At 71.4% G+C, this 26574-nt stretch carries 27 protein-coding genes; 9 read left to right on the plus strand and 18 right to left on the minus strand.

What is annotated here, in order from left to right; translation table 11 throughout:
* Nucleotides 1-4 precede the first annotated feature (4 nt).
* The 8 genes from ispG (at nucleotide 5) to AC5Y4Z_RS13450 (ending at nucleotide 8406) form a co-directional block, all read left to right on the plus strand.
* On the plus strand, nucleotides 5-1153 hold the full coding sequence (gene ispG / locus AC5Y4Z_RS13415) for a flavodoxin-dependent (E)-4-hydroxy-3-methylbut-2-enyl-diphosphate synthase (RefSeq protein ID WP_499964829.1): 1149 nt from the start codon (nucleotides 5-7) through the stop codon (nucleotides 1151-1153).
* Between the two features lie 53 nt (nucleotides 1154-1206).
* Nucleotides 1207-2061, plus strand: a complete 855-nt coding sequence (locus AC5Y4Z_RS13420) for a GNAT family N-acetyltransferase (RefSeq protein ID WP_499964442.1) — start codon at nucleotides 1207-1209, stop codon at nucleotides 2059-2061.
* Between the two features lie 93 nt (nucleotides 2062-2154).
* Entirely contained in the window at nucleotides 2155-3972 is a 1818-nt protein-coding gene (locus tag AC5Y4Z_RS13425; RefSeq protein WP_499964446.1) for a penicillin-binding transpeptidase domain-containing protein, read from the plus strand.
* A gap of 17 nt (nucleotides 3973-3989) precedes the next feature.
* Nucleotides 3990-4568 carry a DUF1707 SHOCT-like domain-containing protein gene (locus AC5Y4Z_RS13430; protein ID WP_499964448.1) on the plus strand — a complete coding sequence of 193 codons (579 nt, stop codon included), beginning with the start codon at nucleotides 3990-3992 and terminating at the stop codon, nucleotides 4566-4568.
* Nucleotides 4569-4662: 94 nt separating this feature from the next.
* Nucleotides 4663-5520, plus strand: coding sequence for a type I methionyl aminopeptidase (map, locus tag AC5Y4Z_RS13435; RefSeq protein WP_499964450.1), 858 nt, complete (start codon nucleotides 4663-4665; stop codon nucleotides 5518-5520).
* A gap of 11 nt (nucleotides 5521-5531) precedes the next feature.
* Entirely contained in the window at nucleotides 5532-7031 is a 1500-nt protein-coding gene (locus AC5Y4Z_RS13440; RefSeq protein ID WP_499964454.1) for a cobyric acid synthase, read from the plus strand.
* A 48-nt stretch (nucleotides 7032-7079) separates the two neighbouring features.
* A complete protein-coding gene (locus AC5Y4Z_RS13445) occupies nucleotides 7080-7631 on the plus strand; it encodes an alpha/beta hydrolase (protein WP_499964832.1) in 552 nt (183 codons plus the stop codon).
* 4 nt (nucleotides 7632-7635) lie between these two features.
* Complete coding sequence (locus AC5Y4Z_RS13450) at nucleotides 7636-8406, plus strand: gamma-glutamyl-gamma-aminobutyrate hydrolase family protein (RefSeq protein WP_499964456.1); 771 nt, start codon at nucleotides 7636-7638, stop codon at nucleotides 8404-8406.
* On the opposite strand, the gene AC5Y4Z_RS13455 is transcribed toward AC5Y4Z_RS13450, so the two are convergent.
* From AC5Y4Z_RS13455 to nicT, 17 genes are all read right to left on the minus strand, one after another.
* On the minus strand, nucleotides 8403-9935 hold the full coding sequence (locus AC5Y4Z_RS13455) for an HNH endonuclease signature motif containing protein (protein ID WP_499964459.1): 1533 nt from the start codon (nucleotides 9933-9935) through the stop codon (nucleotides 8403-8405). The two genes, AC5Y4Z_RS13450 and AC5Y4Z_RS13455, sit on opposite strands and share 4 nt — an antisense overlap.
* Before the next feature lie 67 nt (nucleotides 9936-10002).
* On the minus strand, nucleotides 10003-10848 hold the full coding sequence (locus tag AC5Y4Z_RS13460) for a PPE family protein (protein WP_499964462.1): 846 nt from the start codon (nucleotides 10846-10848) through the stop codon (nucleotides 10003-10005).
* A 162-nt stretch (nucleotides 10849-11010) separates the two neighbouring features.
* Nucleotides 11011-11418 carry a hypothetical protein gene (locus tag AC5Y4Z_RS13465; RefSeq protein WP_499964464.1) on the minus strand — a complete coding sequence of 136 codons (408 nt, stop codon included), beginning with the start codon at nucleotides 11416-11418 and terminating at the stop codon, nucleotides 11011-11013.
* Between the two features lie 41 nt (nucleotides 11419-11459).
* Nucleotides 11460-12665 carry a PPE family protein gene (locus AC5Y4Z_RS13470; protein WP_499964466.1) on the minus strand — a complete coding sequence of 402 codons (1206 nt, stop codon included), beginning with the start codon at nucleotides 12663-12665 and terminating at the stop codon, nucleotides 11460-11462.
* 514 nt (nucleotides 12666-13179) lie between these two features.
* Complete coding sequence (locus tag AC5Y4Z_RS13475) at nucleotides 13180-14298, minus strand: alkaline phosphatase family protein (protein WP_499964471.1); 1119 nt, start codon at nucleotides 14296-14298, stop codon at nucleotides 13180-13182.
* A gap of 5 nt (nucleotides 14299-14303) precedes the next feature.
* A complete protein-coding gene (locus AC5Y4Z_RS13480; RefSeq protein ID WP_499964474.1) occupies nucleotides 14304-15062 on the minus strand; it encodes a DUF6390 family protein in 759 nt (252 codons plus the stop codon).
* A complete protein-coding gene (gene hypD / locus AC5Y4Z_RS13485) occupies nucleotides 15059-16186 on the minus strand; it encodes a hydrogenase formation protein HypD (protein ID WP_499964476.1) in 1128 nt (375 codons plus the stop codon). Before hypD ends, AC5Y4Z_RS13480 begins: the two co-directional genes overlap by 4 nt.
* A gap of 12 nt (nucleotides 16187-16198) precedes the next feature.
* The gene (locus AC5Y4Z_RS13490; RefSeq protein ID WP_499964478.1) at nucleotides 16199-16471 is read right to left on the minus strand and encodes a HypC/HybG/HupF family hydrogenase formation chaperone; all 273 of its coding nucleotides are present in this window, start codon (nucleotides 16469-16471) and stop codon (nucleotides 16199-16201) included.
* A 21-nt stretch (nucleotides 16472-16492) separates the two neighbouring features.
* Complete coding sequence (gene hypE / locus AC5Y4Z_RS13495) at nucleotides 16493-17605, minus strand: hydrogenase expression/formation protein HypE (protein ID WP_499964480.1); 1113 nt, start codon at nucleotides 17603-17605, stop codon at nucleotides 16493-16495.
* Complete coding sequence (locus AC5Y4Z_RS13500; RefSeq protein WP_499964482.1) at nucleotides 17602-18267, minus strand: D-sedoheptulose-7-phosphate isomerase; 666 nt, start codon at nucleotides 18265-18267, stop codon at nucleotides 17602-17604. Before AC5Y4Z_RS13500 ends, hypE begins: the two co-directional genes overlap by 4 nt.
* On the minus strand, nucleotides 18264-18980 hold the full coding sequence (locus tag AC5Y4Z_RS13505) for a HypC/HybG/HupF family hydrogenase formation chaperone (RefSeq protein ID WP_499964484.1): 717 nt from the start codon (nucleotides 18978-18980) through the stop codon (nucleotides 18264-18266). Before AC5Y4Z_RS13505 ends, AC5Y4Z_RS13500 begins: the two co-directional genes overlap by 4 nt.
* Nucleotides 18977-21322, minus strand: a complete 2346-nt coding sequence (gene hypF, locus AC5Y4Z_RS13510; RefSeq protein ID WP_499964486.1) for a carbamoyltransferase HypF — start codon at nucleotides 21320-21322, stop codon at nucleotides 18977-18979. Before hypF ends, AC5Y4Z_RS13505 begins: the two co-directional genes overlap by 4 nt.
* Nucleotide 21323: 1 nt before the next feature.
* Nucleotides 21324-21590 carry a HypC/HybG/HupF family hydrogenase formation chaperone gene (locus tag AC5Y4Z_RS13515; RefSeq protein WP_499964488.1) on the minus strand — a complete coding sequence of 89 codons (267 nt, stop codon included), beginning with the start codon at nucleotides 21588-21590 and terminating at the stop codon, nucleotides 21324-21326.
* A gap of 5 nt (nucleotides 21591-21595) precedes the next feature.
* Entirely contained in the window at nucleotides 21596-22096 is a 501-nt protein-coding gene (locus AC5Y4Z_RS13520; RefSeq protein WP_499964491.1) for a hydrogenase maturation protease, read from the minus strand.
* A 151-nt stretch (nucleotides 22097-22247) separates the two neighbouring features.
* On the minus strand, nucleotides 22248-22994 hold the full coding sequence (hypB, locus tag AC5Y4Z_RS13525) for a hydrogenase nickel incorporation protein HypB (RefSeq protein WP_499964493.1): 747 nt from the start codon (nucleotides 22992-22994) through the stop codon (nucleotides 22248-22250).
* A gap of 28 nt (nucleotides 22995-23022) precedes the next feature.
* Nucleotides 23023-23358, minus strand: a complete 336-nt coding sequence (locus AC5Y4Z_RS13530; RefSeq protein ID WP_499964495.1) for a hydrogenase maturation nickel metallochaperone HypA — start codon at nucleotides 23356-23358, stop codon at nucleotides 23023-23025.
* Between the two features lie 58 nt (nucleotides 23359-23416).
* Nucleotides 23417-24514 carry a Nickel transporter NicT gene (gene nicT / locus AC5Y4Z_RS13535; RefSeq protein ID WP_499964497.1) on the minus strand — a complete coding sequence of 366 codons (1098 nt, stop codon included), beginning with the start codon at nucleotides 24512-24514 and terminating at the stop codon, nucleotides 23417-23419.
* 106 nt (nucleotides 24515-24620) lie between these two features.
* On the opposite strand from nicT, the gene AC5Y4Z_RS13540 reads away from it, so the two are divergent.
* Nucleotides 24621-25085: a Fur family transcriptional regulator gene (locus tag AC5Y4Z_RS13540; RefSeq protein ID WP_499964500.1), complete on the plus strand. Its 465-nt coding sequence runs from the start codon at nucleotides 24621-24623 to the stop codon at nucleotides 25083-25085.
* A gap of 106 nt (nucleotides 25086-25191) precedes the next feature.
* Here the strand turns inward: AC5Y4Z_RS13540 and mtr are convergent, their stop codons facing one another.
* Nucleotides 25192-26571 (minus strand): mycothione reductase, encoded by a 1380-nt coding sequence (mtr, locus tag AC5Y4Z_RS13545; protein ID WP_499964502.1) that lies wholly within the window; start codon nucleotides 26569-26571, stop codon nucleotides 25192-25194.
* Nucleotides 26572-26574 lie beyond the last annotated feature (3 nt).

The following is a 26574-nucleotide window of genomic DNA, read 5'->3' on the forward strand; positions in this document are numbered from 1 at the left end:
GGGCATGCCGGACGCCCCGCCGCCGACGCTCGCCCCCCGGCGTAAGACGCGGCAGCTGATGGTCCGCGACGTCGGGGTCGGCAGCGACTACCCGATCTCGGTGCAGTCGATGTGCACCACCAAGACCCACGACGTCAACGCGACGCTGCAGCAGATCGCCGAGCTGACCGCCACCGGCTGCGACATCGTCCGGGTGGCCTGCCCCCGCCAGGAGGACGCCGACGCGCTGGCCGAGATCGCCCGGCACAGCCAGATCCCGGTGATCGCCGACATCCACTTCCAGCCGAAGTACATCTTCGCCGCGATCGACGCCGGCTGTGCCGCGGTGCGGGTAAACCCCGGCAACATCAAGGAATTCGACGGCCGCGTCGGCGAGGTGGCCAAGGCGGCGGGCGCCGCCGGCATCCCGATCCGCATCGGCGTCAACGCCGGCTCACTGGACAAGCGGTTCATGGAGAAGTACGGCAAGGCCACGCCCGAGGCGCTCGTCGAGTCCGCGCTGTGGGAGGCCTCGCTGTTCGAGGAGCACGGCTTTTCCGACCTCAAGATCAGCGTCAAGCACAACGACCCCGTCGTGATGGTCGCCGCCTACGAGCAGCTGGCCGCGGCGTGCGACTACCCGCTGCACCTCGGCGTCACCGAGGCCGGGCCGGCCTTCCAGGGCACCATCAAGTCCGCCGTCGCCTTCGGCGCGCTGCTGTCGCGCGGCATCGGCGACACCATCCGGGTGTCGCTGTCGGCGCCGCCGGTCGAGGAGGTCAAGGTCGGCATCCAGATCCTGGAGTCGCTGAACCTGCGGCCGCGGTCGCTCGAGATCGTGTCCTGCCCGTCGTGCGGGCGCGCGCAGGTCGACGTCTACACGCTGGCCAACGAGGTCGCCGCCGGGCTCGACGGCCTGGACGTGCCGCTGCGCGTGGCCGTGATGGGCTGCGTCGTCAACGGTCCGGGCGAGGCACGCGAGGCCGACCTGGGCGTCGCGTCGGGAAATGGCAAGGGGCAGATCTTCGTTCGCGGCGAGGTGATCAAGACCGTGCCCGAGGCCCAGATCGTCGAGACGTTGATCGAAGAGGCCATGCGGTTGGCCGCCGAGATGGACGGCGGGCAGGGACCGGAAACAACAACGAGCGGTTCGCCGATTGTGACCGTAAGCTGATAGGCGCCAGCGCCGTCGCACTGGTCCTCATTTCGCACCACAGAGAGTTCCCCATGTCGGCTCCGCCCATCTTTCGCCTGGTCGGTGAGCGACGGGTGTCCGTGGTGCGCGACGCCGCCGCCGTCTGGCGGGTGCTCGACGACGACCCGGTCGGCTCCTGCATGGTCGCGGCCCGGGTGGCCGATCACGGCATCGAGCCCAACGCGATCGGCGGGGAACTGTGGACCCGCCGCGGCCCGGACGAGTCGCTGTGCTTCGCCGGTGCCAACCTCATCCCGCTGCGCGGCGCGCCGGGCGACCTGAACGCCTTCGCCGACGAGGCGATGAGCGGGACGCGGCGCTGCTCGTCGCTGGTCGGCCGGGCCGAGCTGGTGATGCCGATGTGGGAGCGCCTCGAGTCGGCCTGGGGCCCGGCGCGCGACGTGCGCGAACACCAGCCGCTGATGGCCCTGGGCGTGCATCCCAGCTGCGACATCGACCCCGGGGTGCGTCAGGTTCGGCCCGAGGAGCTGGACGCCTACCTGGTGGCCGCCGTCGACATGTTCATCGGCGAGGTGGGGGTCGACCCGCGGCTGGGCGACGGCGGCCGCGGCTACCGCCGGCGGGTGGCGAGCCTGATCGCGGCGGGGCGGGCCTGGGCCCGCTTCGAGCACGGTCAGGTCGTCTTCAAGGCCGAGGTGGGCTCGCAGTCGCCCAGCGTCGGGCAGATCCAGGGGGTGTGGGTGCACCCCGAGTGGCGCGGCCTGGGCCTGGGCACCGCGGGCACCGCGACGGTCGCCGCCGTCATCGTCGGCGCCGGCCGGATGGCCAGCCTGTACGTGAACGACTTCAACACCGTCGCCCGCGCCGCGTACGCCCGGGTGGGCTTCGCCGAGGTCGGCACCTTCGCCACCGTGCTGCTGGACTGATCCGCCCGCTGGGCGTGATGCCCGGCGCGATAACGGTGGGGTCTCGGTGTGTCGAGCGCGGTCTGCCAGTCACAGTTCATAACATCTGTAACGATGGTAACGATAAGAACACTGGCCCCAGCTGCCGCGTGCGTGCTGCTGGTCGCGGCCGGCGCGCTGTCGGGGTGCACGCCGCGGCCCGACGGGCCCGGCCCGGCCGCCGAGAAGTTCTTCAAGGCCCTGGCCACCGGCGACACCGCGACCGCCGCGCAGCTGGCCGACAACCCCAACGAGGCGCGCGAGGCGCTCAACGCCGCGTGGGCCGGGCTGCAGGCCACCCACCTGGACGCGCAGGTCCTCAGCGCGAAGTACGCCGAGGACACCGGCACGGTGGACTACCGCTTCACCTGGCATCTGCCCAAGGACCGGACCTGGAGCTATGACGGCCAGCTGAAGATGGCCCGCGACGAGGGGCGCTGGGAGGTCCGCTGGGCCGCCACCGGGCTGCATCCCAAGCTGGGCGAGCATCAGACGTTCGCGCTGCGCGCCGACCGGCCGCGGCGCGCCTCGGTCAACGAGCTCGGCGGCAGCGACGTGCTGGCCCCGGGCTACCTGTACCACTACACGCTCGACGCGACGCAGGCCGGGCCCGCGCTGATCGGGACGACGCACGCGGTGGTCGACGTGCTGCGGCCGTTCAACAACACGCTCGTCGATCCGCAGCTGCTCGCCGAGCAGGCCACCTCGTCGGCCCAGCCGCTGGACCTGGGCGTCACGCTGCACCCCGACGACAACGACAAGGTCTTCCCGGCGATCGGCAGGCTGCCCGGCGTCGTGGTGACGCCGCAGGCCGAAATGCTGCCCACCGACCCGCATTTCGCGCCCGCCGTCATCGGCGAGGTGAAGAAGGCGGTGCTCGACCAGCTCGACGGCCAGGCCGGCTGGCGGGTGGTCAGCGTCAACCAGAACAACGTCGACGTCGCCGTGCTGCACGAGGTCGAAGGCTCGCCGGCGCCGTCGGTGTCGATCACGCTGGACCGCGCGGTGCAGAACGCCGCGCAGCGCGCGGTGGACACCCGGGGCGGCAAGGCGATGATCGTCGTGATCAAGCCGTCGACGGGGGAGATCCTCGCGATCGCGCAGAACAAGGGCGCCGACGACGACGGACTGCCGGCCGCCAACGGCCTGTTCCCGCCCGGGTCGACCTTCAAGATGATCACCGCCGGCGCCGCCGTCGAACGCGACATGGCCACGCCCAACACGATGCTGGGGTGCCCGGGGCATCTGGACATCGGGCACCGCACCATCCCCAACTACGGCGGCTTCGACCTGGGCGTGGTGCCGATGTCGCGCGCGTTCGCCAGTTCCTGCAACACCACGTTCGCCGAGCTGAGCAGCAGGATGCCGCCCCGCGGCCTGACGCAGGCGGCCCACCGCTACGGCATCGGGCTGGACTACACCGTCGACGGCATCACCACGGTGACCGGCTCGGTGCCGCCCACGGTGGACCTGGCCGAGCGCACCGAGGACGGCTTCGGCCAGGGCAAGGTGCTGGCCAGCCCCTTCGGCATGGCGCTGGTCGCGGCCACCGTCGACGCCGGCAAGACCCCGGTGCCGCAGCTGATCGCCGGGCGGCCGACGACGGTCGAGGGCGACGACACCCCGATCTCGCCGAAGATGGTCGACGCGCTGCGCCCGATGATGCGGCTGGTGGTGACCAACGGGACCGCCAAGGAGATCGCCGGCTGCTGCGGCGAGATCTACGGGAAGACCGGCGAGGCCGAGTTCCCGGGCGGGTCGCACTCCTGGTTCGCCGGCTACCGGGGCGACCTGGCGTTCGCGGCGCTGATCGTCGGGGGCGGCAGCTCGGAATACGCGGTCCGGATGACCAAGGTGATGTTCGAATCGCTGCCCCGGGACTACCTGGCCTGACGCGGTAAATTGCCAGCATGGGCGAAATACCCGGCGGAGAAGTCGCTGCGCTGCGGGTCTCCGACGCCGATCGCAACGGCACGCTGCGGCGGCTGCACAACGCCGTCGCGCTCGGGCTGATCGACATCGATGAGTTCGAGCAGCGCTCGTCGCGAGTGTCCTACGCGCGCACCCGAAGTGAGCTGGACGGGCTCGTCGGCGACCTGCCCGGGCCCGGCGCGATCGTCACCTCCGCGGCCGACCGGGTGGAATTGCGCGGCTGGGCCGGCTCGCTCAAGCGCCACGGCGAATGGACCGTGCCCACCCGGCTGGCGCTGGTGCGCCGGCTGGGCTCGGTCGAGCTCGACCTCACCCGGGCCCGCTTCGCCGGGCCGGTGGTGGTCATCGAACTGGACATGCGGTTCGGCTCGGTGGAGGTCCGGTTGCCCGACGGCGCCAGCGCCTCGATCGACGACGTCGAGGTCTACGTGGGCAGCGCCAGCGACCGCCGCAAAGACGCGCCCGGAGAAGGCCGGCCGCACGTCGTGCTGACCGGGCGGGTGGTGTGCGGGTCGGTGATCGTCCGCGGGCCGCGGCGGGCCTTCCCCTGGCGTTGACTCTGCGGCTATGGCGACAAAGTGCGAGTAGGCCGCGCCGTGGACGCAGAGTCAACAGAGTCAGAGCCAGGCGACAGCCCGTAAGCTGGTCGGCATGCCCGCTCGGACCGCACTTTCCCCCGGCGTGATCTCGCCGACGCTGTCGGTGCCAGGCGGCATCGACCGCCCGGAATATGTCGGCAAGCCCACCGCCCGCGAGGGCAGCGAACCGTGGGTGCAGACGCCCGAGGTGATCGAGAAGATGCGCGTCGCCGGCCGGATCGCGGCCGGCGCCCTGGCCGAGGCGGGCAAGGCGGTGGCGCCGGGGGTGACGACCGACGAACTCGACCGCATCGCCCACGAGTACATGGTCGACAACGGGGCCTACCCGTCCACGCTGGGCTACAAGGGGTTCCCGAAGTCGTGCTGCACGTCGCTGAACGAGGTGATCTGCCACGGCATCCCGGACTCGACGGTGATCGAGGACGGCGACATCGTCAACATCGACGTCACCGCCTACATCGACGGGGTGCACGGCGACACCAACGCGACGTTTTTGGCCGGCGACGTCTCCGAGGAGCACCGGCTGCTCGTGGAGCGCACCCGCGAGGCCACGATGCGCGCGATCAACGCCGTCAAGCCCGGCCGCGCGCTGTCGGTCGTCGGCCGCGTCATCGAGTCCTACGCAAACCGCTTCGGCTACAACGTGGTTCGCGACTTCACCGGCCACGGGATCGGCACCACGTTCCACAACGGGCTGGTCGTGCTGCACTACGAGCAGCCCTCCGTCACCACGGAAATCAAGCCGGGCATGACGTTCACCATCGAGCCGATGATCAACCTCGGCGCGCTGGACTACGAGATCTGGCCCGACGGCTGGACGGTGGTCACCCGCGACCGCAAGTGGACCGCCCAGTTCGAGCACACGCTGCTGGTCACCGACACCGGCGCCGAGATCCTCACCGCCATATAAGCCGTGAACCCGTGAGCGGGGCGTTGCTGGTCGCCGGCACCAGCTCCGACGCCGGCAAATCGGTGGTGGTCGCGGGCCTGTGCCGGCTGTTGAGTCGCCGGGGCGTGAAGGTCGCGCCGTTCAAGGCGCAGAACATGTCCAACAACTCCGTGGTCACCGCCGAGGGCGGCGAGATCGGCCGCGCCCAGGCGATCCAGGCGCGCGCGGCGGGGCTCGAGCCCAGTGTGCGGTTCAACCCGATCCTGCTCAAACCGGGCAGCGACCGCAGCTCGCAGCTGGTGATCCGGGGCCAGGTCGCCGACTCGGTCACCGCGAGAAGCTATGTGCGGCACCGTGACCGGCTGGCCTCCATCGTCATCGACGAATTGTCCTGCCTGAGCGACGAATTCGACGCGGTGATCTGCGAGGGCGCGGGTTCGCCGGCCGAGATCAACCTGCGCGCCACCGATTTGGCCAACATGGGGCTGGCCCGCGCCGCGAACCTGCCGGTGATCGTGGTCGGCGACATCGACCGCGGCGGGCTGCTGGCGCACCTGTTCGGCACGGTCGCCGTGCTCGAGCCCGACGACCAGGCGCTGATCGCCGGCTTCGTCGTCAACAAGTTCCGCGGCGATCCCGCGCTGCTGGAGCCGGGCCTCGAGCAGTTAGAGGCCCTGACCGGGCGCCCGACCTACGGGGTGCTGCCGTACGCAGACGAGCTCTGGCTGGACGCCGAGGACTCGCTATCCGTGGTCGCGCACCGCGTGGTCGGCACGCCCGCGCCGCCCCGCGGCGACGAGTGGCTCAAAGTCGCCGCGGTCCGGCTGCCGCGGATCTCCAACTCCACCGACGTCGAGGCGCTGGCGTGCGAGCCCGGCGTGCTGGTGCGCTGGGTCGCCGACCCCGCCGACCTGGCCGACGCCGACCTGGTCGTGCTGCCGGGCAGCAAGGCCACCGTCGCCGACCTCTCCTGGCTGCGCGAGCGCGGACTGGCCGCCGCGATCGTCGAGCACGCCCGGGCCGGCCGGCCGGTGCTGGGGATCTGCGGCGGTTTCCAGATGCTCTGCACGCACATCGAGGACACGGTCGAATCCGGCGCGGGGGAGTGCGCGGGCCTCGGCCTGCTCGACGCCGACATCTCCTTCGGCACGGCCAAGGTCGTGCGCCGCTGGCCGCCGCCGCTGTCCGGATACGAAATCCACCACGGGCGGGTCTCCCGGTGCGACGAGCGGGCGTGGTTCGAGGTCGACTCCGAGCCCCAGGGCATCGCGCGCGGCGCGGTGTTCGGCACCCACTGGCACGGCCTGCTCGACAACGACGACTTCCGCCGCGCGTGGCTGGCCCGGGTCGCCGACGCGGCGGGCCGGAACGGGTTCGTCGTGGCCGACATCGACGTCGCCGCGCGACGCGACGCCCAGCTCGACGCGATCGCCGACCTACTGGCGGCGCACCTGGATGTCGACGCCGTCGTCGGCCTGCTCGACGGGCCGCCGCCGCGGCGACCGCACGTCACGGCCGGGCTGCGACCGTAAAACCTCGCGCACGCAGGCCTTTGGCTGTAGCGTGCGTGAGTGCACTCGATGATGACGACGCTCGACGGGTTCCCCGTTCCGGTGGCCGTCGCCGGCCCGGAGAAGGGCGTCGTCGTCGTCATCCTCGGCGACCAGCAGCGGGCGCCCGTCGCCTACGACGCGGTGTGCGAGCGCCTGCACACCGCCTCCCTGCGGACCGTCGTCATCGGACTCGATCAACGCCTGACCGCCAAGTCGGTGGTCGGCATCCTCGACGCACTGGGCATCCGCTGGGCCGTCGTCTTCGGTGACCGCGCCGGTGGCGAGCTGGCCTGGGAGCTGGCGGCGACGCGGCTGGGCCGGTTCGTCGGCCTGATCGTGATCGACCGCGGGCACCCGCGGGTCGCCGACCCCAAGGGCGTGGTGCTCGACGAGCACTGCCCGCCGGTCGAAATCGGCACCACGGTGCTGGTGAGCTCCGCGGCCGCCCGCTCGGTGGCCGCGGCGAGCCAGCGCTACGTCTACGCCGAATACCGCGTGGTGGAGTTGGGCCGGCGCACCGCGCAGGAGTCGACCGCGCAGCTGGCCGCCGAGATCGTGCTGCGCACCAGCACCTGGTAACGGCGTGGGGTTGCACGCCGGGGCGGGTCGGCCGGTCGTCGGCCTGACCGCCTATCTGGAGCGGGTGCGCACTGGAATCTGGGACATCCCCGCCGGTTATCTGCCGGCCGACTACTTCGAGGGCGTGGTCAAAGCCGGCGGCATCGCGGTGCTGGTGCCGCCGCAGCCCACTGACACTGACGCACCCGAGATCGCCGGCGCCCTGCTCGACAGCCTGGACGCGCTGGTGATCACCGGCGGCTACGACCTCGACCCCGCCAGCTACGGCCAGAAACCGCACCCGGCCACCGACCGGCCCCGCGCCGACCGCGACGCCCTCGAGTTCGCGCTGCTGCGCGGCGCGCTGGATCGTGGGCTACCGGTGCTGGGCATCTGTCGCGGCGCGCAGGTGCTCAACGTCGCGCTCGGCGGCACGCTGCACCAGCACCTGCCCGACGCCATCGGCCACGGCGGTCACCGCGCCGGCAACGGGGTGTTCACCAGGTTGCCGGTGCACACCGTGGCGGGCACCCGCCTCGCCGCGCTGCTGGGGGAGTCGGTCGACGCGCCGTGCTACCACCATCAGGCCATCGACAAAGTCGGCGACGGCCTGGTGGTGTGCGCGACGGACGCCGACGGCGTGATCGAGGCGATCGAGCTGCCCGGCGAGCGTTTTGTGCTTGCGGTGCAATGGCATCCGGAGAAGTCGCTCGACGACCTGCGCCTGTTCGAGGCCGTCGTGCAGGCCGCGCGGACATTCGGCGGTCGCGCCGGTATGCCAGACGCCTCGTCTTAGAACGGCGGCGGCCTGTTTCGTTCGGCGACGTGGGCGTCGTTGAGGGCGCGTTCGCGTGTGATGCGTTGGGCTTCGTCGGTGGCGCGGGTGCGTTGTCGTCGTGGCATCATCGCGCAGCGGTCGCCGAGAGGTGTTGTGGGGGTTGGCAGGTCGGGTAGTTCGGCGGTGGTGGTGTCCCAGGTTGGGAGGAAGATGCGGCTGGCGGGGTGGGTGGTGTAGGTGCGCCCGTTGGGGGCGGTCCAGATCACCGTGCCGTCGGGCAGCTGCACGTCGTGCCAGGCCGACCAGAAGGTTTTCAGTAGGTGGTGTTTTTTGCATTCGCACTTGAGGTTTGAGGCGTGGGTGGGTCCGGCGGGCCAGGGCACGGTGTGGTCGATGTCGCAGAATTCGGCGGGCACGTCACAGCCGGGGAAGCGGCAGGTCATGTCGCGGATGCGGACGAATTCGGCGAGTTTGGCCGAGGGCCGGTAGTGCGGCTCGGGCGGGAGGTCACCGGGATGGCGGACCTGGCTGACTTTGGCGCCGCGGCGAATCAGTTCGGCCACCAGCGACGCGGGCACCACCTTGCCGCCGCTGATCACGGCGGGCGGCGCTGAGGTCGCGGGCGGGTCGGGCTCGGGGTCGGGGGCCATCATCTCGGCCAGGGTCAGGCCGGTGAGGGGCGGGCTGGGGGGTGCCTGGCCGGAGGTGTGCGGATCGGGTTGGGCGTCACGCAGCGCGGGGTGGCCGATGAGATGGATCGCGACGGCGCCGGCGCGCTCGTCGGTGCCGGTGCCGCAGGGGCACTCGGGGTGGTCGCAGGCACAGGCCAGTCGGTCGGCGCCGGCGGCCAGGGCGCCCAGTGCGTCGGCGCGGCGCTGGGCCAGGGTGCGGGGGTCGTCGTCGCAGACCGCGTGGGCCATCTGGGTTAGGCGCCGATCCAGGACGGCGGCGTCGGTGGCATATAGCCGGCCCCACAGCGCGGCGGTGCCGGCCTCGTCTTCGCGGTCGCCGATGTGCACGTCACGGCTGCGTGCGGCCGCGCGGGTGCGCCGCAGCGCCCCGGGGTCATGGCGGTCGATCACGGCGTCGATGGCCTGCTCCAACTTGGTCACCGATAGCGGCCCCCACCGGCCCGCGTGCCCGGCTAGCGCGGCGTCGATGCGCGTCAGCGCCTCTTCGTCGCGGACCAGGTGGGTGCGCCAGGCGATGACCGACATCAGCCGCGCAGACAGCCGCCCGTCGAAAAACAGCGCCGCGATCGCCGGTAGCCGGCCCAGGGCCAGGCTTTGGTGCATCTGTGCTGAGGCGCTGCGGTGGCTGATCCCCAGCGCGGCGGCGACTTCGGCGGCCGCGCAATCCCATTCGTCGCAGGCCCAGTAGGCGTGCTCGTCGTCGCGGGTGCGTCGGCGGGTCAGCTCGGCGATCGCGCTCAACCGCCGCGCGCCGGCGGCCGCTTCGGCGCGCGCGCACCCCTCGATCGCGGCGACCAGCGCACCGTCGTCGGCTCGGCGCAGCTCCGCCGGGTCCGGCAGCAACGATTCGAACATACGTGCGATAGTACGCCGACCCGCCGACAAGATCAGCCGACAAGATCGGGCGTCGTTTCGGCCTCACTTAGCTCCCGCGGCGAGAGCGCCGACCGCTTGCCCGCCGGCCGAACGTCTCGGCGGCGCTCGTGAAGGCGCCGGGGGCCGTCACCCAGGCCCGCGGCACCGACATCCCCGCGATCGACGTCGCGGTGCCGACTCCGGCGCTGATCGCCGCGCGCTTGCCCCAGACCGCCTTGGCGGCGCCGGTGACGGCCACCGCGAGGGGCACGCTCGCGGCCCGGGCGAACCCCACTTTCAGCGAGCTCAGCTCCGCCAGCGACGACGACATCGCCAACACGGCCGCATTGAACCGCTCGGGTGACGCCGAGGACAGCGACTCCAGCGCGTCGGGCAGCATCGAGATCAGTTGCGAGCCGGTCGAAACGATCTCCTGGCCGGGGCACGTGGCGGCGGGCGGTGACGTGAACGGGGTCATCGCAGCGGCGCCCGCCGCGTCGCGGGCGTAGGCGTACATGGCGGCGGCGTCCTGCGCCCACATCCTGTCGTAGTCGGCGTCCGCCGCCGCGATGGCGTGCGCGCACTGCCCCAGCCGATTCGTCGCGGCCAGCGAGGTGCGCCAGGTGCGGTTGGTGACGACCTCGTGCGGGGGCACCGTCGCCGCGCGCGCCGACTCGTACGCGCCGGCGGCGGCCATGGCCTGCGTGGCCGCGTCCTCGGCCAGCGCGGCGGTGGCCCGCAACCACTCGATGTACGGCGCCGCCTGCGGGCTCAGCGGCACGCCGGTTGCCGCCGCCGCGACCGCCTCGGCGAGCCCGTCCCAGGCCTCGGCCGCGGCCCGCAGAGATCCCGCGCCGGCCCCGGAATACATTCGTGCGGAGTTGACCTCCGGCGGTAGCGTCCCGAAGTCCATGGCTAGCCGGCCTCGCTCGGGCGCGCGGCGCAGGCCGGGTGGGTTGAATACACATGTCTGTCGAACACGGGGGTTTCCTTCAGATCAGGAGGCGAACGGGGACCGACGATGCCGGTGCGCAGGGCCGCCCGCGACGGGACGACGACCGGGCGCGAGCCCCGATCAGCGGCGACAGACGCAGAGTTGCGCCAAAAGATCCTGTCCGGCAAGCGCGGCCCCGGACACCCGGCAGCACGGCTCGTCCGCCCGAGGCGTCCACACCGTCGGCGCCAGGGATGCCGGAGTCCAGGCGGCGCGCGGGGCGGGAATCGGGGAATCCGGCGCCCGGTCGCGCTTCAGCCCGCCGCCCTTGAAGGCCTTGTCGTCGTTCAGGGTGGAGCCGAAGTCGGCGTGAGCCGGGGTGTCCGCCGCGACCAGCGATGTTTCCGCGGGGGATGGGCCGCTGGCGATCTCCGCCCGCACGGTCCAGCAGCCGAGGGCGGTCGCGATGAGTGCGAGCCCGGCAACGATGGCGACGGCTGAGCGCCGTCGTGACAATCGCGAAGATCTGCCCGCGTCACGCAAACTCACAGTGCCGCAATCCTATCAGCGACGATGGGCGCGGACCCCCGTCATCCGGCGGCCGGGGGATGGATCACCATGTTCGGCCGGAATCCGTAGCGGGGCACCTCGCCGAGGGCACGCCCCTGCGGGCTGACCATCGGCATTCCGCCCAGCATGCTCGACAGCCCCTGCCCGCCCGCGGGGGCGGACACGCCGGGGGTCGGCAGCGCCGACGCGGCGGCACCGATCGGCCCGGTCGCCGTCCACGCCGGCGGCACCGACAGCGGTCCGATCGAGGCGGCGTTGCCGACCCCGGCGGACATGACGCCCCCCAGGCCGCCCACGGAAGTGCCGAGTTCGCTCGCCGCTGCGGCCGCGTCGCCGGCCGCGGTCCCGGCCGCGTCCGCGGCCGCGTCGGCGGCCGTACCCTGCAATCCGATGAAGTCGGTCATCGTGCCCAAGAAGTTGCCGGGCATGTAGAACCCCGAGGAGAACATGGTGTTCAGGCCGTTGTCGTTGAGGAATGCGCCCACCGAGGAGCCGTCCGTTCCGGCCAGGAAGTTGAGAACGCCCGCGGGGCTGGACAAGTCGGTTCCGCCGAGGCCGAGCCAACCCTCCATCTCCGCCAGGTCCGCGGCCGGCGTGGTTCCGCCCAGCCCGGGTGCGGCCAGCCCCTGCAGCGCGGACGGCAGCTCGGACATCAGCTGCGCGAGCGCGTTCTGCGTGCCGGTGGTCTCGGCCGCGTCGCCGCTGGTGGTCGGCGGCGGCTCGCTGAACGGGGTCAGCGTCGCCGCGGCAGCCGACGAGCTCGCGTAGCCGTACATCGCCGCCGCGTCCTGGGCCCACATCTCGGCGTAGGCGGCCTCGGTGGCCGCGATGGCCGGGGTGTTCTGGCCGAGGAAGTTGGTGGCCACCAGCGCGGCCAGCTGCGCGCGGTTGGCCGCGATCACCAGCGGGGGCACCGTCGTGGCGAAGGCGGCCTCGTAGGCCGCGGCCGCGGCCTTGGCCTGGCTCGCGGACTGCGCGGCTTGCGCGGCGGTGGCCCCCATCCAGGTGACGTACCGCGCGGCGGCTGCCCCCATCGACATCGAGGCCGGGCCACGCCACGGGCCACCGGTGGTGTCCGCGATCACGATGCCGTAATCGCCTGCGGCGCGGGATAACTCGGCGGCCAACCCGTCCCATGCCGTCGCGGCGGCCAGCATGGGTGCCGCGCCGGGCCCGGTGTACATGCGGGCGGAGTTGACTTCTGGTGGCAGTGCTGCGAAATCCATGGTTGCTGCCCCCTTCAGCTCGCCGCGACCGGTGTGGGCGCCCAACGGCGTTGGCCCGCTGTGCGAAGGGTTTTCGGTATGGTGGTGACGAACGGCATTGTTCTCCTTGGTAATTCGGCCGGATATCATCCGGCGCGCACGACAACGACGCACGTCGGCGAGATGCGAACGCGCGCTAGGACCGCTTGTTGTGGAAGGCTTTTGGGGACTCAGCCGCCGAGCCGAGCCATGACGGCGGGGGTCACCGACGCAGCGAGATCGTCGGAGCCGGACGGCCGGTTCGGTGGAGATCGTTGCTTGGGCTGCAACCAAGCCGTTGTGTCAACGCGTTTGGGCCAACGCGTTGGGCCGAGACCGTCCACTTCTCCTCAATCTGCGCGCGGCGCAAACCAATAGCTCCTTGGTAGCTGGAGCGAACTCCCGCACATTGACCGTAGCTATGCCGACCGCCTTGATGCAATCGATTTGCAAAAATAACTGCGATCGACTTGCAAGATGCCGGGTCGGCCGGCCCTCAGCCGCGCCAGGCGATCAACGGGATCGCCATCTCGACCGGGCTGTCCGCGCCGTGAAAACCGATGAGCCGCGCGGCTTCCGGGGGTTCGTGGCCGGTCGCCAGCACGGCGGTGTCGCCGGTGCAGACGACGACGACGTCGCCGATCCGCTCCAGATGCGCCGGGTCGACCGGCCCGAACATGCCGCTCGCCACGGCCTCGTCGCGGCCGTAGACGCGGGCCCGGCCGTCGAGCGCCTCGCTCCAGGCGGCCCGCACGTCAATGGCGGCCCCCGGCTCGGTGTGCAGGTAGCGCACCCGCGGATCGCCGGCGACCACCCGCACGCCCGCGCCGAGCCGAGGATCGGTGTCGAGGTCGACGCGCGCGTCCGGCGGGACGTTGAGGCCGCCGTGGTCGGCGGTCACCAGCAACGCCGCGTTGGGCGGCAGAGTCTCGACCAGCCGGCTCAGCAGCGCATCGACGCGGGCCGCCGCCTCGTGCCACCGTGCCGAGCCGATACCGAACACGTGGGCCGCGGTGTCCAGGTCGGCCATATAGCCGAAGGCCAGGCCCGGCGCCGCCTTGAGCTCCACGGACAGCCGCGCGGCATAGTCGTCCGTGCGCTGCGTGGGGCGAAAATCGGCGCCACGGTACGCCGCGTCGGTCAGCCCACTGCCGATGAACGGCGCGGGCAGCACGGCGCGCGCACCAATACCGGATCGCCGCAGCCTTTCGAACCAGGTCGGCAGCGGTTGCCATGCAACCGGCGGCGGGTCGTCTCGCCACAGGATGTGGTTGAGCACCCGGTCGGTGCCGGGCACGTTGAGCGTGAAACCCAGGATGCCGTGCTCGCCGGGTGCGGCCCCGGTGCCCAATGACACCAGGCTGGTCGGCGTGGTCGACGGAAACGTACAGCTCAGTTCGCTCAGCCGCCCGGTGTCACCGGCGAGCGTCGCGGCCAGCAACGGCGCGTCCTGCGCCAGCTCGGGCAAGAGGTGCCAGCCCATCCCGTCCACCAGCATCACCGCGACGCGGTCGACCGGGCCCACCGACTCCGCGAGACCCAGGCTGTCGACCGCGTCCGGGGCCCCCAGCAGTGCGCCCGCGGCGGGCAGCACGTCGCAGATCGAACCGGCCATGACGGTCAGTGTGGCACGCGGTTGAGCCGTTGACCGGTGACCCGCAGCTGACGCTCGGTGCTCTGGGCGAGCGTGCGCTCCTGCTCCGGTGTCAGCCGACCGCACAGCCGGCCCCAGTGCACCGCGACCGCGTCGCCGACGGCCACGTCGGGCAGCGCGCTGTACCCGTCGGTCCAGACCTCCAGCGGGCGCGCCGCGGGCTCCGACAGCGTCAGCGCCCGGCCGTCCCACGCCAGTCGCTGACAGCGCACCTCGACATTGTCCCCGGCGCGGGAAACCACTGTGCCCCAGGTGATCCGGCAGTCGTCGAGCACGCGCAGCGGCTGTTCATCCATGCTTGGGCTTTCAAGACCGAGGAACCGTGTCCACGGATACACGCCGAACACGTGAAAGCAGTGATTGCCGGCGGCCTCGCCGGCCAGCTCCGGTGTGAGGTGCGACCAGTACCGGCCCGCCTGCGGGCCGATGATGGCCAGCAACGCGTCGAAGAACTCGTGCGGGTCCACCTCGGCGCCGACCCCGCCGCCGAGCCAGTACGACTCGACCAGCCGATGGTCCAGCGGATCGGCGATGCCGCTCAGCGCCGACAGCACCCGCAGGTAGGGCCAGGCCCCGGCGAATCTCGTTGCCGCGCTGCGCACCTCGTCGACGGTGCCGTCGCGGAGCGTGGCGCCCAGCGGGGGACCGCAGTAGCCCAGCGCGTTGGGGGCGTACGCGTAGCGGGCGAACATCTCGGCGCCCCTGGGTAAGCGGGTGGCGGTCAAGCGCGTCCGACCAGCTTCACCGCGTCACGGTGCATGCGCCCGAAGTTGTAGTACGCCGCGCACGCGCCCTCCGCGGACACCATGCACGTCCCGATCGGGGTCTCGGGGGTGCATGCCGTGCCGAAAACCTTGCACTCCCAGGGCTTGAGCACCCCCTTGAGTACCTCGCCGCACTGGCAGGCCTTGGGGTCGGCGACGCGCACCCCGGGCATCGCGAACCGCAGCTCCGCGTCGAACTCCGCGAAATCGTCGTGCAGGCGCAGCGCGCTCTGCGAGATGAACCCCAGCCCGCGCCATTCGAAGTGCGGGCGCAGCGCGAACACCTTGCCCAGCAGCGCCAGCGCGGCCGGGTTGCCGTGCTCGGGCACCACGCGCTTGTACTGGTTTTCCACCTCGCAGCGGCCCTCACGGATCTGGGTCAGCAGCATCGCGACCGATGCCAGGATGTCCAGCGGCTCGAAACCGGCCACCACCAACGGCTTTCGGTACACCTCCGGCACGAACCGGTACGGCCGGTTGCCCACCACCGTCGACACGTGCCCGGGGCCGATGAACCCCGACAGCCGCAGGTCCGGCGATTCCAGGATGGCCCGGATGGGCGGCACGATCGTGACGTGATTGCAGAAGACGCTGAAATTGGTCAGGCCCAGGTCCCGCGCGCGGACCAGCGTGACCGCGGTCGAGGGCGCCGTGGTTTCGAAGCCGATGGCGAAAAAGACCACCTGTTTGTCGGGATTGTCGACGGCGATCTTCAGCGCGTCCAGCGGGGAGTACACGAACCGCACGTCGGCGCCGCGCGCCTTGGCGTGCAGCAGGCTGCCGTCCGACCCCGGCACCCGCATCATGTCGCCGAAACAGGTGAAGATCACGCCGGGCTGGCCGGCCAGCCACATCGCGTCGTCGATGCGGCCCATCGGGATGACGCAGACCGGGCACCCCGGGCCGTGCACCAGCTCGACGTTGCCGGGCAGCAGGTGTTCGATGCCGTGCCGGTAGATGGTGTGGGTGTGCCCTCCGCACACCTCCATGAACTTGAATTGCTCTGTCTCGCCGGCCAAGTGCTCGATGGCGGCCAGCAGCTTGCGCGCCGCGGCGGGATCGCGGAATTCGTCGACGAATTTCATGGGGGCCGCCTTTCAGACGTTGGCCGACGAGTCGAAGGCTTCCATCTCGGTGGTGTAGGCGTCGCCGAGTTTCTTGATGGCGGCCAGGGTGAGCAGCGCCTCGGTCTCGTCGATCGTGGCCATCGCGAACCCGACGTGGACCAGGACCCAGTCGCCCGGGTCGGGCATGGCGCCCTCGAGCAGGCGCACGCTGATCGTGCGCTGCACGCCGCTGACGTCGACCTTCGCCAGATAGTCGGCAGGATCGGTGATTTCGACGATCCGGCCCGGAATCCCAAGGCACATGGCTTCGCCCTCCCTTCCTCTTCAGCAGATCCGCGGCAACGGATCCCCGACCAGCATGTCGACGATCCGGGTGCCGCCGAATCCGGTACGCAGCACGACGGTTTCGGCCGGTTCGCCGACGATTTCCCCGACCCGCACCGCCTCGACGCCCAAGGGATGGGACCGCAACGCGGCCAGCCCCGCCTCGGCCTCCTCCGCGGCGACGACGGCGACGAACTTGCCCTCGTTGGCGACGTACAGCGGGTCGATGCCGAGCAACTCGCACGCGCCGGTCACCATGGGCCGCACCGGCATTCGCTCCTCCTCCAGCAGCACCCCGAGGCCGCAGGCCTGCGCGAGCTCGTTACACACCGTGCCGACCCCGCCGCGGGTCGCGTCGCGCATCCACCGCGTGGACGGCGCCGCCGCCAGCAACAGCTCCACCAGCGGGCTCAGGCAGGCGGTGTCGGAGGCGATGTCGGCCTCGATGGCCAGGTCACCGCGGGCGAGCATGACGGCCATGCCGTGATCGCCGATCGGCCCCGACAACAGCACCGCGTCCCCGGCGCGCACCGACTCGGGCGAGAGGGCCCGCCCCGCGGGGACGACGCCGGTGCCGGTGGTGGTGACGAACAACCCGTCGGCCGCGCCCCGGGGCACCACCTTGGTGTCACCGGTGACGATCTGCACCCCCGCGGCGGTGGCCGCGGCCGCCATGTCGGCGACGATCTCCTTCAACTCGGCGACCGCGAAGCCCTCCTCGATCACGAACGCCGCCGAGATCCACGACGGCACGGCGCCGGCCATCGCGAGGTCGTTGCAGGTGCCGTGCACGGCGAGTGCGCCGATCGACCCGCCGGGAAAACGCCTGGGCTGCACCACGAACGAGTCCGTCGACATGGCCAGGCGCTCGCCGCCGGGCAGCGCCAGGACCGCGCCGTCGCCCAGGGACTCCAGCAGCGGGTTGCGGAAGGCCTCCACGAACACGGTGCCCACCAGCGCGGCCGACGCCTTGCCGCCCGCCCCGTGCGCCAGGGTGACGTGGTCGTCGAGCAGCCGGGGGCGGCGCCGGCGGAACGACTCGATCCGCTCGATCACCTCGCCCTCGCCGAACCGCGGCCCGGACGAAAGGTATTCGCTCGCCGAGTTGCTCATGCCGCCCCCAAACCTCGCCCACCGAGCCGGTCGTGCACGCTCAACCACAGCCGGTAGCCCAGCAGCGCCTGCGACTCCTGAATGCGGTGCACGCTTTGCGAGCGAACGACGAAGCAGGCGTCCACGTTCGGGTTGTCGGCGAAGGCGCCGCCGTTGTAACCGGCGAAACCGATGGTGTACAGGCCGCGTTGGCGCGCCTCGGCGAGCGCGGCGAGCAGGTTGGGCGAGCCCCCGCTGGTCGACATGGCGATCGCGATGTCGCCGGCCTGGGCCCGGGCGATCAGCTGCCGGGCGAACACCAGCTCGAACCCGACGTCGTTGCCCAGCGCGGTCAGGATCGCCTGATCGGCGGTCAGCGGCCACGCCGGGAGCGGCTTGCCGACCGGCGGGCGGGCGAAAAGGCTTGCCAGCGTGGTGGAATCGGTGCAGCTGCCCCCGTTGCCGAACGTGAACAGCCGCCCGCCCGCCGCGAAGCGGCGCGCCATCTCGGCGGCGGCCGCCTCCAGCAGTTCGGCGTTGGCCTCCAGCGTCGAGCGGCGCAGCGCCAGGCTCTCGGCCGCCTTGGCCTGCGCCGAGGAGGCGAGGTCGGCCAGCAGCGCTTCGGGGTTGTCCTCCTGCGCGTCGATGAAGGGGTACAGGAAGTTGGTGGGCTCGTCGGTCATGACGGCCCCCCTTCCTCGAGGCGGCTGATCGCCATGCCCGCGTGCACCAGGACCAGCTCGCCGGGCGCGACCGGGCCGACGAGCGTGGTGATCACGTTCTCCACGCCCCGCGCGGTGCGCACCGCCGCCTGGCCGTTTTCGGAGGAGCCGACCACCTCGCCCAGGCGACCCTCGTCGCTGCAGGTGACGCAAACATCGTCGGCGCGTTCGGGTTTGAGCAGCCCCGAGTGCTCGAAGCACACGTGGGTCAGCTCCCACAGCAGGTGGTAGAACAGCACGAAGCCGCCGGTCGCGGGGACCCGGGGATCGGGGTCGTCGAGCCACAGCACGTGGTCGGCCGTCCCGTCCGGCGGCCGTTCACCGCTGCCGATCCAGATCGTGGTGGCCCCCCACGCGGGGCAGCGGCGCATCACGGAGCGCACCTGTGCGTCGCCCGCACCGGCGACGGCGACCACGATGTCGCCGGGGCGCACCGACACCCGCGCGAGATCGACCAGGTCGGGTCCGGTCAGTGCGACCGCGGGCAGCGCCCGCTTGCCCATGATCACCGGGTGCACGAACTCGACGGCGATGTGCAGCGCGTGCGGCTCCCACGACGGCGCGATCGACCACATGGTCGCCCCCGCCGCGAAACGCTTGGCCAGCGTGAACGCGGTGGCGGCGAGGTCCTCGGCCAGGTCGGCGCCCAGCCCGCGGTCGATGGCGGTGGTCATCGGCCCGCCTCCTGCTCCAGACCTGTCAGCATCGAGATCGTCGCCTGACCCAGCGCCAGGCCGCCGTCGTTGGGCGGGACGGTGTGGTGGGTGAGCACCTCGAACCCGGTGCGCTGCAAGCGCGTGCGGCACGCGCGCGACAACAGCACGTTCTGGAACACCCCGCCGGTCAACCCGACCAGCCGGACCGCGCCGGCCACCCGGCCGACCGCCTCGGCGACGGCGTCGGCGACGGCCTCGTGGAACGCCAGGGCCAGCACGGCGGCCGGCGTACCGGCGCACCGCGCCGCCACCAGCGCCCGCACCATGGTGGTCGGATCGATCATCCCGCCGGCCCGCACGGTCAGCGGCAGCGACGGTCCGGCCCGCCGGCCGCCGGGGGCCGACTCCGCGAGCGCCTCGAGCTCGATGGCGGCCTGGCCCTCGTAGTCGATGCGGTGGCGCACCCCGAGCAGGGAGGCGACGGCATCGAACAGCCGGCCCATGCTCGAGCACGGCACACACCCGGTGCCGCTCGCCAATTGCGAGCGGGTCAGGCGCAATTCGGCCGGGCTGGCCGCCGCGACCGGCGCGAGATCCGGGGTCCAGTCGATGCCGGCCAGCCACAGTTGGGACAGCGCCATCCGCCACGGGTTGCGCACCGCGGCGTCGCCGCCGGGCAGCGGCGCCGGCAGCAGGTGGCCGGCGCGGACGAATCGGTGGCTGTCGGTTCCGAGAGCGAGAATCTCACCGCCCCAGACGGTTTGGTCGCAGCCGTAGCCGGTCCCGTCGAACGCCACCCCGATGACGGGCTCCCCGATGCGCCCGTGCTCGGCCAGCAGCGAGACGACGTGCGCGTGGTGGTGCTGGACGAGATCGAGGGGCCGGTCGCCCGCATGGCGCTCCGCCCAGTTGCGCGTGTGGTAGCCGGGATGCAGGTCGGCGGCGACGCGCGCCGGGGCGCCGCGGATTTCGGTGAGCTGGTCCACCGCGCGTTCGAACGCGCGCAGCGTCTCCCAGCCGGCCATGTCGCCGACGTGGCCGGACAGGTAGGCGCGGGAGCCGTCGGTGAGGCAGCAGGTGTTCTTCAGTTCGCCGCCCACGGCGAGCACGCTCGGCCCCGACCGCCCGAGATCGACCGGCAGCGGCGCGTACCCGCGCGACCGGCGGATCGGCAGTTCCCTGCCGTCGACGACGCGCACCACGGAGTCGTCACAGGCCACGTGGATCGGCCGGTCGTGGTCGAGCACCGCATCGCACAAACCCGGAAGCCGCTCGGCCGCATCGGCATCGGTGAAGCAGATCGGCTCGTCGGAACGATTGGCGCTGGTGAGCACCAGCCCGTCGGGTACCCGCTCGGGGGCGCCGGGCACGGGCGCCAAAAGCAGGTGATGCAGGGGCGAGTAGGGCAGCATCAGCCCGAGCCGCGGGCTGCCCGGCGCGACGGCGGCGGCCACCGGCGCGCCCGGACGGCGTCGCAGCAACACGATCGGGCGGGCGGAACTCGACAGCACCGCGGCCTCGTCGGCGTCGACGCGCGCATAGCGGCGCGCCACGTCGAGGTCGCGCACCAGCATGGCGAACGGCTTGGCGCCGCGTGCCTTTCGCGCCCGCAACGCGCCGACCGCGGCGTCGTCGTCGACGGCGCAGGCCAGGTGGTAACCGCCGATGCCCTTGACGGCGACGACGGCGCCGTCGGCCAGCGCGCGCTGGGCGGCCGCCAGCGCGGCGTCCGGACCGCCCACCCGGCCGGCCGGCGACGAAAACCACAGCGACGGGCCGCAATCGGGGCAGGCGATCGGCTGCGCGTGGAACCGGCGATCGGCCGGATCGTGGTACTCGGCGGCGCACCGGTCACACATCGCGAACGCCGCCATGGTGGTGGACGGGCGGTCGTACGGCAACCCGCGGATGATGGTGAACCGCGGCCCGCAGTTGGTGCAGGTGACGAACGGGTGCCGATAGCGGCGGTCGCGCGGGTCGAACAGCTCGCGCACGCAGTCGTCGCACACCGCGATGTCGGGCGGAATCGGCGTCGTCCCACCGGCGAGCACCCGCGAGGCCACGATCCGGAAGTCGCGCCCCGAGGCTTTGACGGCGGCGTCGGTGACGCTCACGGCGCCGATTCGGGCGAGCGGCGGGGCCTCGCCACGCAACCGGCGGCCGAACTCGTCCACGCGAGCGCGTTCCCCCTGCACCTCGAGGAAGACCGCGCCGGAATCGTTGCCGACGAAGCCGGCCAGCCCCAGCTCGGTGGCGAGCCGGTGCACGAACGGACGAAAGCCGACCCCCTGCACGACGCCGGTCACGGTGAAGCGCCGCCGGACGGTTTCGCTCCGGAGCGCGACGGGGGCACCGGTCATGTCAACCGCCCCCCGGGCCGCCCGTCGGTTCGGCGCCGCCCCGCCCCATCAGCTCCAGGCCGGCCATCGCCTGCTCGGCCCCGGCCCGGTCCGTCTTCTCGACGGCGAAGCCCATGTGGATGATGATCCAGTCACCGGGCGCGAACGTCTCCTCCGGCAACATGCCGACGTTGATCCTGCGCTGCTCGCCGGTGACGTCGACCAGCGCGAGCTGCCCGCTGTAACCCTCCAACATCCGGATCACCTGACCGGGTATACCCAGGCACATGGCGTTCAGCACCCCCCTCGCGAGGACGCGTGCGCGGTCGACGCTTGCAGCGCGGCGACGATTTCCTCGACGGCGCGCGCGGCGCGCGGCACGGCCTTGGCCACCGGCTCGCTGAGGCCGATGCCCTCCTCGACGCTGGCCGCCTCGCACCCGACGACGACGGTGTAGGGCGGGTTGCCCCCCAACGCCCGCAGGCTGGCGAACACCGCCGCGGGATCCATGCTGTGGGCGTCCATACCGGGTGCGGCCGAACCCGATTCGTGGTCGGCCTGGAAGACGTGCAACGCGCCCGGGTTGCCGCGGCCGGGCACGGCGTCGACGAGGACCAGCGTGTCCCACTCCTCGAGCAGGTCGTAGGCCAGGTGCATGCCCCGGATGCCGTAGTCGACGACGCGCACACCCGAATCGCCCTGCGGGATCTGGGCGTTGCGGACCACCTCGGAGCCGAATCCGTCGTCCCCCAGGAAGATGTTGCCGATCCCGGCCACCAGGATGCGCGCGGTCATGGAGCTTTCCGGGGCCGGGCTGGGGCCCCTGCGCCGCCGGAGTCGACCGTCGGCCCACTTGCGCAGCGCTGATTTTGGGTCTACGCCTGCGCCCAGGGGTTGTCAACGCTTCCCCTTTTTCGGGGCTTTAAACGGCCGTTTCGCCGCGGCGTCAGGGCGCGCCGGCGAACCGCCGCAGCCAGCCGAACCAGGCGGCCATGCCGGCCCCGGTGCGCGCGCTGACCGGCAGGATCGCCGCGGTCGCGTTGACCCGGCGAACGTGCGCGACGTAGGTGTCCACGTCGGCGTCCAGGTGGGGGACGAGGTCAATCTTGTTGAGCAGCACCACATCCACCGATCGGAACATCACCGGGTACTTCAGCGGCTTGTCCTCGCCCTCGGTCACCGAGTACACCATCGCCTTGGCGTGCTCGCCGACGTCGAACTCCGCCGGGCAGACCAGGTTGCCGACGTTCTCGATGATCACCAGGTCCAGACCGGGCAGGTCGAGACCCGGCAGCGCGCGGCCGACCATCGGCGCGTCGAGGTGGCATTCGCCGCCAAAGCCGTTGCTGGTGTTGAGCAGTGACACCTGGGCGCCGCGGCCGCTGAGCTTGGCAGCGTCCAGGTCCGTGGCGATGTCGCCCTCGATCACCCCGATCGCGAACTCCCCGGCGAGCTCGTCGAGCGTGGCCGCGAGGACGGTCGTCTTGCCCGATCCGGGCGAGCTCATCAGGTTCAGCGCGCGGATCCCGTTGCGATCGAACGCCGACCGGTTGGCGCCGGCGAGAACGTCGTTTTCGGCGAAAATGGCCTCCAGCACGTCTACGCGCTGTTTGCCGGTGCGGTAGTGACGGTGATCGCCGTGCTCATCGTGGTCGTGCGCGGTCCCGTCGTCGTGCCGATGAAATCTGCCCATGGTCAAATCCGTTCGGCGGGAGCGCTTTTCACGAGACGTCCATCGACGTCACCAAAAATTCGTTGCCGCGCAGCACCTCGACGTCGCTGCTGTCGCAGCGCGGGCACCAGATCGACCACGCCGAGGTGATCTCGGATCGGTGGCTGCACGAGCGGCATTCCACCTCGGCGCCGACGCATTCGAGCTCCAGCTCGGCGTCGGGCATGTCCTCGAAGTCGCGGACCAGCGTCCAGCAGAACGACAGGGATTCCGGCACCACCTGGCGTAACGCCCCGACCCGCACGCGCACCACGTCGACGTGCCGGCCGTCGGCATGCGTCTTGACCATGCCGGCGATCGCCTCGCACAGCGACAGCTCGTGCATGGCACCGTTCTACACCCAAAAGCGGGCCGGCACCCGAAACGCGGTTTTCCCGACCCGGTCAGCCGGCGGGCTCGGCCGGGGCCCACCTCTCTTCGATGCGCCCGTAGCGCCAGACCAGCACGGCGACCGCCCACGTCGCGACGAACATCCCGACGACGACGAAGCCGACGGTGTTGAGGTCCAGCCCGCCCAGCCACTGCCAGAACGGCCCCCGCCAGCCCAGCTGCTCGGCGAACAGCCCGAGCAGCTCCACGGTGCCGATCAGCAGGGCGACGACCACCGACAGGCCGGTGATGGTGATGTTGTAGTAGACCTTGCGCACCGGGTTGGAGAAGGCCCAGCCGTAGGCGAAGTTCATGAACGAGCCATCGATGGTGTCCAGCAGGCACATGCCCGCGGTGAACAGCACCGGCAGGCACAGGATGGCGTACCAGGGCAGGCCGGCCGCCGCGCTGGTGCCCGCCAGCACCAGCAGGGCGATCTCGGTGGCGGTGTCGAAACCCAGCCCGAACAACAGCCCGACGGGGTACACGTGCCAGGACTTGGTGATCGATTTGGTGAAGCGCCCCAGGAAGCGGTTGATCAGGCCGCGGTTTTGCAGCTGCCGTTCCAGTTGGGTCTCGTCGTAGTCGCCGCGGCGCAGCCGCGCGAAGACGCGCATTATGCCGACCAGGACGATGATGTTGAGGAAGGCGATCAGATAAAGGAACAGGCCCGAGACGCTGGTGCCGATCAGGCCGGTGTAGTGATGCAGCGCCGACGAGTCGTCCTCGACCGGGCCGATGATCGTCTTGACCCCGGTCACCAGCAGCAGCGCCAGCGCGAAGACCACCGTGGAGTGGCCCAGCGAGAAGAAGAAGCCGACGGCCAGGGGGCGCTGCCCGTCGCTCATCAGCTTGCGGGTGGTGTTGTCGATGGCGGCGATGTGGTCGGCGTCGAAGGCGTGCCGCATGCCCAGCGTGTAGGCGGTCAGCCCGACTCCGATGCCAAACGCCTTGCCGCCCAGGCTGAGTCGTTGCGGGTCGACGATCCACACCAGGGTGATCCAGCCGATCAGGTGCAGGGCGACGATCACCGCCGCCATCGCTCCCAGCCGCCACCACTCCGCGGGGGTCAGGGCGGCGCGAAGCCTCGAGACGGTGCTGGCCACCGGCACGACATTAGGGCGCGGCGCGCGCCAAATGCAAGCCAGTTGCAGGAGGTGACGCGCCGAGTTGTGGCGAAAGCTGGCAATCCCCGGTGCCGGGCGCGACACTGAACGGATGACCAGCAAGGCGCCCGTGGTGGACGCGGCCGTCGCCGAACGCCTCGGTGACTTTCTCCGGGCCCGCGGGCTGCGCCGGATGGCGTCGCGGATCCAGGTGCTGGCGGTGCTCGAGCCGGTCAACGGGCACCTGCCGGTGGCCGAGATCCACCAGCGGGTGCGCGCGTGCCTGCCGCCGGGCACCCAGCCGCCCGACATGGCGACCATCTACCGCACGGTGACCACCCTCGTCGACCAGGGGGTGCTGCATGCGCTGACCCTCGACGGCGGCGTCACCACCTACGGGCTGGCCACCGCCCCCCACCATCACGCCGTGTGCACGCGGTGCGCCTCGATCATCGAGGTGCCCGCCCGCCAGCTCAGTTCGGCGCTCGAGCATGCGATGGCGGGCAGTTCGTTCGCGCTGTCGGAGGCCGCCGGCCTGACGCTGCGCGGCCTGTGCCCGCAGTGCCAGCGCGGCTGACCTAGGGCGGGCCCACTTTCGCCGTGAGCCCACGGCGGAAAACCGGCCCTCGCGGCCGCCGACGATTCACACTCGGCGCAGACGCTTCACACTCGAAAAGCGAGCGTCAGCGCAGACCCAGCAGGGCGTTCTCGATCACCTCGGGCAGCGCCGGGTGGATCCAGTACTGGCCGCGCGCCATCTCCGCGGCGGTCAGCCCGAAGCTCATCGCCTGGATCAGCGGCTGGATGATCGACGACGCCTGGTGGCCCATGATGTGGGCGCCCAGCAGGCATCCGCTGTTGGACTCGGCGATGAGTTTGACCACGCCCGTGGTGTCTTCCATCGCCCACCCGTAGGCGACGTCCCCGTAGCTTTGCACCGCGACCTTGATGTCGAATCCGCGTGCGATGGCCTGATTTTCGGTCAGCCCGACGCTGGCCAGCTGGGGGTCGGTGAACACCGCCGCCGGCACGGAGCGGTGGTCGGTGACGGCCATGGACTCGGTGTCGTCCCAGTCGCACAGCAGGTTGTGCTGCACGACGCGGGCCTCGTGGTTGGCGACGTGCTTGAGCTGATACGGCGACGAGACGTCGCCGAGCGCGAAAACGCCGCGCGCCGAGGTGCGTTGGTATTCGTCGACCACCACCCGCCCGTTCGCGACGTCGATCCCGGCCTGCTCGGCGTCCAGCAGGTCGGCATTGGACAACCGCCCGGTCGCCACCAGCAGCAGGTCGGCGGTCACGGTGGAGCCGTCGTCGAGCTCGAGCGCGACGCCGGAGCCGCGGTTGGCCGCGTGCGCGACGGTGCGGTGGGTGCGCAGCTCCCACTTGGCCGCCGCGATGCGCGTGAAGCGTTCGCAGATGGTGTCGTCGCAGTGCCGCAGCATGCAGCTGCCCCGGACCACCAGCGTGACCCGCGCGCCGAGCGCGGAGAAGACGTGCGCGAATTCCGCTGCCACGAAACCGCTTCCGACGATCGCGACGTGCTCGGGCAGCTCGGCGATCCGCATGACGGTGTCGCTGGTGTGATACTTCACGCCGGACGCCAGGATCGCCGGCGGGACCACCGCCCGCGAGCCCGCGGCGATCACGACCTGATCGGCGGCGAATTCCTCGCCGGCGTCGGTGCGCAACAGGTAGCGCCCGTCGGGCTGCACGGGGCCGAACCGGGTGTGCGCCCCGTACACGTCGACGTTGGGTGCGCTGCGCCGGTAGTCCTCGCCGCTGAGCGCGATCGGGTCGATGCGGCCGAAGACGCGCGAGACGATGTCGTCCCAGCGCACCCGGTCGATGTGCGCGTCGACCCCGTAGCGCGACGCCTCCCGAATGGTGGCGGCCACCTCGGCGGCGTAGACGAACATCTTCGTCGGGATGCACCCCACGTTCAGGCAGGTGCCCCCGAACGTGCCCTGCTCGCAGATGGCCGCGCGCTTGTCGGCGTAGCGGTCGTCGAGAATGCTGTTGCCCGAACCGGTTCCGATGATCGCGATGTCGTAGGTTTCCATTGG

The sequence above is a fragment of the Mycobacterium sp. NGS63 genome (assembly GCF_059812295.1).